At 57.8% G+C, this 6,529-nt stretch carries 7 protein-coding genes; 6 read left to right on the top strand and 1 reads right to left on the bottom strand.

Features of this window, described 5'->3' with window-relative positions:
• The 4 genes from ACIONG_RS29550 to ACIONG_RS29565 all read left to right on the top strand — a co-directional run.
• The coding region (locus tag ACIONG_RS29550; RefSeq protein ID WP_401304492.1) for a 50S ribosomal protein L27 at positions 1-140 on the top strand (140 nt) is incomplete at its 5' end.
• A gap of 193 nt (positions 141-333) precedes the next feature.
• Complete coding sequence (gene cgtA, locus ACIONG_RS29555) at positions 334-1,557, top strand: Obg family GTPase CgtA (protein ID WP_103303602.1); 1,224 nt, start codon at positions 334-336, stop codon at positions 1,555-1,557.
• Positions 1,558-1,680: 123 nt separating this feature from the next.
• Positions 1,681-2,799: a glutamate 5-kinase gene (proB, locus tag ACIONG_RS29560; RefSeq protein ID WP_103303601.1), complete on the top strand. Its 1,119-nt coding sequence runs from the start codon at positions 1,681-1,683 to the stop codon at positions 2,797-2,799.
• 10 nt (positions 2,800-2,809) lie between these two features.
• A complete protein-coding gene (locus tag ACIONG_RS29565) occupies positions 2,810-3,277 on the top strand; it encodes a CreA family protein (protein ID WP_103303600.1) in 468 nt (155 codons plus the stop codon).
• A gap of 124 nt (positions 3,278-3,401) precedes the next feature.
• Here ACIONG_RS29565 and rpsT read toward each other — a convergent pair whose 3' ends face one another.
• Positions 3,402-3,674 (bottom strand): 30S ribosomal protein S20, encoded by a 273-nt coding sequence (rpsT, locus tag ACIONG_RS29570; protein ID WP_401304486.1) that lies wholly within the window; start codon positions 3,672-3,674, stop codon positions 3,402-3,404.
• 252 nt (positions 3,675-3,926) lie between these two features.
• Here rpsT and murJ point away from each other — a divergent pair, with 252 nt between their 5' ends.
• Together murJ and ribF are read left to right on the top strand one after the other, a co-directional pair.
• Entirely contained in the window at positions 3,927-5,465 is a 1,539-nt protein-coding gene (murJ, locus tag ACIONG_RS29575) for a murein biosynthesis integral membrane protein MurJ (protein WP_213026628.1), read from the top strand.
• Between the two features lie 129 nt (positions 5,466-5,594).
• Positions 5,595-6,529: bifunctional riboflavin kinase/FAD synthetase (gene ribF, locus ACIONG_RS29580; protein WP_401304489.1), on the top strand; the 935-nt coding region annotated here is incomplete at its 3' end.

Below are 6,529 nucleotides of genomic sequence, written 5' to 3' on the forward strand. Positions count from 1 at the left end.
CGCGCGGTACCCAATTCCACGCCGGTTACGGTGTAGGCATGGGTAAGGATCACACCCTCTTCGCTAAAATCGAAGGCGTGATCAAGTTTGAAGTAAAAGGCGCGTTCAACCGCCGTTACGTGAGCGTTGTCGCGGCTTAATCGCGAGATCGCTGGAAGAGCCCTGTCTTGCGACGGGGCTTTTTCGTTTGTGGGGTGAGTCTCTTGCAAAACTGTTTGTATGGGCTGTCGGCGTGCGATGCAGGTCGTGTTTTGGGGTCGCTGCGCTCATTTTTGCAAGAGTCTTATGTCTTGATTGTTTTTCGGCTCGTCCGTATGGCGAGAGGCGTTGGTTATGAAGTTTGTTGATGAAGTATCGATTCGCGTAAAGGCTGGTGATGGCGGCAATGGCGCCATGAGTTTCCGTCGGGAAAAGTTCATCGAAAACGGTGGTCCGAACGGTGGTGATGGTGGTGACGGCGGCTCTATCTACATGATGGCTGACGAAAACCTCAACACCTTGGTCGACTACCGTTACACCCGGCACTTCGATGCCGAGCGTGGTTCCAACGGCGGCAGCACCGACTGCACCGGCAAGAAAGGTGAGGACCTGATCCTGCGCGTTCCGGTCGGCACGACCGTGATCGACTCGGCGACTCAGGAAGTCATCGGCGACCTGACCAAGGCCGGTCAGAAGTTGATGGTCGTACAGGGCGGCTGGCACGGTCTGGGTAACACCCGTTTCAAATCCAGTACCAACCGTGCGCCACGCCAGACCACGCCGGGTAAGCCGGGTGAGCAGCGTGACCTGAAACTGGAAATGAAAGTACTGGCTGACGTGGGTTTGCTGGGCTTGCCGAACGCCGGTAAAAGTACCTTCATTCGCTCGGTCTCTGCCGCCAAGCCGAAAGTTGCCGACTACCCGTTCACCACGTTGGTGCCAAACCTCGGTGTGGTCAGCGTCGATCGCTGGAAGAGCTTCGTCGTGGCCGACATTCCGGGTCTGATCGAAGGTGCTTCCGACGGTGCTGGCCTGGGTATCCGCTTCCTCAAGCACTTGGCGCGTACGCGTCTGTTGCTGCACCTCGTCGACATGGCGCCGCTGGATGACACCAGTGCACCGGATGCCGCGGAAGTGATCGTCAACGAACTGATCAAGTTCAGTCCGTCTCTGGCTGAGCGTGATCGCTGGCTGGTGCTGAACAAGTGCGACCAGATCCTTGAAGAAGAGCACGAAGAGCGCGTCAAGGAAATCGTTGATCGCCTGGAATGGACTGGTCCGGTTTACGTGATCTCGGCGATCGCCAAGATCGGTACCGAGCGTCTGTGTCATGACATCATGCGTTACATGGAAGATCGTGCTGATCGTCTGGCCAATGACCCGGCTTACAAAGAAGAGCTGGCCGATCTCGATCAGCGCATCGAAGACGAAGCTCGCGCGCAATTGCAGGCGCTGGATGACAAGCGTGCCCTGCGTCGTAGCGGCGTGAAGTCGGTCCATGACATCGGTGACGATGATTGGGACGAAGAAGATGTGGATGACGAAGACGGTCCGGAAATCATTTACGTGCGCGACTGATTCGTTGCAGTAAACTTAAGCGCCGCTCAATCGAGCGGCGTTTTAGTATCTGGAAATCGCAAGTCACAAATAACGTCATGGGTGGCGCTGGGTCGCGCTGCCCTCAAGCTAAGGTTGAAGATGATGCGGAGCAAGGTGACAGGTGCGCAGCGTTGGGTCGTGAAGATCGGCAGCGCTTTGCTGACAGCTGATGGCAAAGGGCTGGATCGTGCGGCAATGAGTGTTTGGGTCGAGCAGATGGTGGCCTTGCATGAGGCCGGCGTCGAGTTGGTGCTGGTGTCCTCCGGGGCAGTGGCGGCCGGCATGAGCCGTTTGGGCTGGACCGCACGACCCAGTGCGATGCACGAGCTCCAGGCGGCCGCGGCAATTGGCCAGATGGGGCTGGTGCAGGCTTGGGAGTCGAGCTTCGCCGAGCATGGTCGGCACACTGCGCAGATTCTCCTGACTCACGACGACCTCTCCGATCGCAAGCGCTACCTGAACGCCCGCAGCACCTTGCGTGCGCTGGTCGAGCTGAAAGTCATTCCGGTGATCAATGAAAACGACACCGTGGTCACCGATGAAATCCGTTTTGGTGACAACGACACGCTGGCAGCGCTGGTGGCCAACCTGGTTGAAGCCGATTTGCTGGTGATTCTCACGGATCGCGATGGCATGTTCGACGCTGATCCGCGTAACAATCCCGAGGCTCAGCTGATTTATGAGGCTCGCGCCGATGATCCGGCTCTGGATGCGGTTGCGGGTGGAACTGGCGGTGCGCTGGGGCGGGGCGGCATGCAGACCAAGTTGCGTGCGGCACGTCTGGCTGCGCGTTCCGGTGCGCATACCATCATTGTCGGTGGGCGTCTTGAGCGTGTACTTGATCGCCTGAAGGCGGGTGAGCGTATCGGCACCTTGCTGTCGCCTGAGCGTGGCATGCTCGCGGCGCGCAAGCAGTGGCTGGCTGGGCATCTGCAGACTCGCGGCACGCTGGTGTTGGATGATGGGGCGGTGTCGGCGTTATCCCAAGGCAACAAGAGCTTGCTGCCAGTGGGTGTGAAGTTGGTGCAGGGCAGTTTCCGTCGCGGTGAGATGGTGGTCTGTGTGGCGCCGGATGGTCGTGAAATCGCCCGTGGTCTCGCCAATTACAGTGCGCTGGAAGCGCAAAAAATTATCGGTCAGTCGTCAGAGGCGATTGTCGGTTTGCTGGGTTACATGGCTGAGCCGGAATTGGTTCATCGTGACAACCTGATTCTGGTTTAAGGAAAACTTGATGCGTATAGCAAAAGGATTGTTGGGTCTGTTGATGGCGTTGCCGTTGCTGGCCTCGGCCGAAGAAATCGGTCAGGTATCGACAGTGTTCAAGCTTGTCGGTCCAAATGATCGGATCGTGGTCGAGGCGTTTGATGATCCGAAGGTCGAGGGTGTGACCTGCTATCTATCGCGCGCCAAGACTGGGGGCGTGAAAGGTGGCTTGGGTCTGGCTGAGGATCGCGCCGAAGCCTCGATCGCCTGCCGTCAGGTGGGTCCGATCAAGTTCAAAGGTGAGCTGAAGGATGGTGACGAGGTGTTCAAGGAGCGCACGTCGCTGGTGTTCAAGACCATGCAGGTGGTGCGCTTCCTCGACAAGAAGCGCAACACGCTGGTGTATCTGGTCTACAGCGATCGCGTGATCGAGGGTAGTCCGCAGAATGCGGTGACCGCCATCCCGATTCTGCCGTGGGTGCCGGTTCAGCAATAACGCGCAAATCAGATGTGCAATGTGGGAGGGGATGAGTCCCCTCCCATTTTTTATGAGCGGGATTTACCAAATCGCAGGCAATAAAAAACCGACCCTGAGGTCGGTTTTTTAATGACTACGTCGATTAAGCAGCTTCTTTCAGCGCTTTAACGTGGCCATTCAGGCGGCTCTTATGGCGAGCAGCCTTGTTCTTGTGGATGATGCCTTTATCGGCCATACGGTCGATAACTGGCACAGCCAGAACGTATGCAGCTTGAGCTTTTTCAGCGTCTATTGCGTCGATGGCTTTCACGACATTCTGGCTGTAGGTGCGAACCATGGAACGCAGGCTGGCGTTGTGGCTGCGACGCTTCTCAGCCTGTTTTGCACGTTTTTTGGCGGAAGGTGAGTTGGCCACCGTCGAGCTCCTCGAAAGACTTTTTAGGAAATAGCAAACAAAATAGGCCGCGAATCATGCCGATGAGTTGAAGTCTTGTCAAGGGCACTTGAAACGTTCCGCTAAGTGGTAGGTATAAAGAGGCGGGATATTTATTTCCGGCGCTTGACCTGTAAACTCGCGAGCTTTGGCTCTGTGCTGCTGCGGCGCGGAGTATCGCACAAGTAGGCGCTTTGTTCGCCTGCTGTTTATCGACAGGCACAAATTCCCTCAATGAATCTGCTCAAATCGTTGGCCGCCGTCAGCTCTATCACGATGCTTTCCCGTGTTTTGGGGTTTGTTCGTGACACGCTGATTGCTCGCACATTCGGCGCCGGGATGGCGACGGATGCCTTCTTTATTGCCTTCAAATTGCCCAATCTGCTGCGGCGGATCTTCGCCGAGGGCGCTTTCTCGCAGGCATTTGTGCCGATTCTGGCCGAATACAAAAGCCAACAGGGCGAGGAGGCGACACGCACATTCATTGCCTACGTTTCGGGGTTGCTGACCTTGGTGTTGGCCGTGGTCACTGCGCTGGGCATGATCGCGGCGCCCTGGGTGATCTGGGCCACGGCGCCCGGTTTCACCGACACACCGGAAAAATTCCAGCTCACCTCCGATCTGTTGCGGGTGACGTTCCCTTATATATTGCTGATCTCGCTGTCGTCGCTGGCCGGTGCGATTCTCAATACCTGGAACCGCTTTTCGGTGCCGGCGTTTGTGCCGACCCTGCTTAACGTCAGCATGATCGTGTTTTCGCTGTTCCTGACGCCATACTTCGATCCGCCGGTCATGGCCTTGGGCTGGGCCGTGCTGGTGGGCGGTCTGGCGCAACTGCTTTATCAACTGCCGCACCTGAAAAAGATCGGCATGCTGGTGTTGCCGCGCCTGAACCTGCGCGATAGCGGTGTCTGGCGGGTAATGAAGCAGATGTTGCCGGCGATTCTCGGCGTGTCGGTCAGTCAGATTTCGCTGATTATCAACACCATCTTCGCCTCGTTTCTGGTCGCGGGCTCGGTGTCGTGGATGTATTACGCCGACCGCTTGATGGAATTGCCATCCGGCGTGCTCGGCGTGGCGCTGGGCACCATTCTGCTGCCGACGCTGGCGAAAACCTACGCCAGCAAGGATCGCCATGAGTATTCGCGAATCCTCGATTGGGGTCTGCGTCTGTGCTTTGTGCTGGTGCTGCCGTGTGCACTGGCGCTGGGGATTCTCGCTGAACCGTTGACCGTATCGCTGTTCCAGTACGGTCAGTTCAGTGGCTTCGATGCCGAAATGACCCAGCGGGCGCTGATTGCCTATTCTGTCGGTCTGCTCGGGATTATCGTGATCAAAGTGCTGGCGCCGGGCTTTTATGCGCAACAGAACATTCGTACCCCGGTGAAAATCGCGATCTTCACCTTGGTGGTCACTCAATTATTCAACTTGGTATTGATTGGCCCGTTGGCGCACGCCGGCCTGGCGCTCGCGATCAGTGCCGGCGCGTGCCTGAATGCCGGGCTGCTGTTCTATCAATTGCGCAAACAAAAGATGTATCAACCGCAACCGGGTTGGTACATGTTCGGCTTCAAACTGGTAGTGGCTGTGGTGGTAATGTCCGCAGTATTGCTGATCGGCATGCATTTCATGCCTGCGTGGGATCAAGGCCACATGCTTGAGCGCTTCCTGCGTCTTGGCGCTTTGGTGGTTGCCGGTGTGGTCGCTTATTTCGGTATGTTGCTGCTGCTCGGTTTCCGCCTGCGTGACTTCAATCGCAAGGCCTTGAGCTGAGGTTTCACCCTTTATGAACGGGCGCGGGCCGGCAGTTTTGTCGGCTCGATCACTTTGCGTTACGGTGTTGCCTGTCGTCGACCGTCGGGTGTGGTTATAATCGACCACTTTATGAGCAAGAAGCGCGTTATGCAGCTGGTTCGAGGCCTCCACAACTTGCGCCCCCAGCATCGGGGCTGCGTCGCCACTATTGGCAACTTTGACGGTGTTCACCGTGGTCACCAGGCTATCCTGGCCCGACTGCGTGAGCGTGCGCATGAGTTGGGCGTACCCAGCTGCGTGGTGATTTTCGAGCCGCAGCCACGGGAATTCTTTGCGCCAGAGACCGCGCCGGCGCGTCTGGCCCGGTTGCGCGACAAGCTGCAACTGCTGGCGGCCGAAGGCGTTGACCGGGTTCTGTGCCTGGCATTCAACCAGCGCTTGAGCAAGCTCAGCGCCAGTGAGTTCGTCGATACCATTCTGGTGGACGGCCTCGGCGTACAACATCTGGAAGTGGGTGACGACTTCCGCTTCGGCTGCGATCGCCTCGGCGATTTCGATTTTCTGTTGCAGGCCGGGCAAGTTCACGGCTTCACCGTTGAGGCTGCGCAAACCGTCGAGCTGGACGGCATTCGCGTCAGCAGCACCCAGGTGCGCAACGCGTTGGCCGCCGCTGATTTTCCCTTGGCCGAACGTTTGCTCGGCCGTCCGTACCGCATCGCCGGCCGCGTGCTGCATGGCCAGAAACTGGCCCGGCAACTGGGTACGCCCACGGCCAACATTCAACTCAAGCGTCGTCGCGTGCCGTTCACCGGGGTGTATCTGGTGGATGTCGATATTGACGGCAAAACCTGGCCCGGCGTCGCCAATATCGGCGTGCGGCCCACGGTGCAAGGTGATGGCAAGGCCCACCTTGAGGTTCATCTTTTAGATTTTGCCGGCGATCTGTATGACCGGCGTTTGACGGTGGTTTTCCACCAAAAGCTGCGTGAAGAGCAGCGATTCGCCTCCCTGGAGGCATTGAAAACGGCGATCAATGCGGATGTCGCCACCGCCCGTGCACTAGCCGCACCTAGCGCCCATCG

The sequence above is a fragment of the Pseudomonas sp. NPDC087817 genome, assembly GCF_044742875.1.
Taxonomy (GTDB): Bacteria; Pseudomonadota; Gammaproteobacteria; order Pseudomonadales; family Pseudomonadaceae; genus Aquipseudomonas.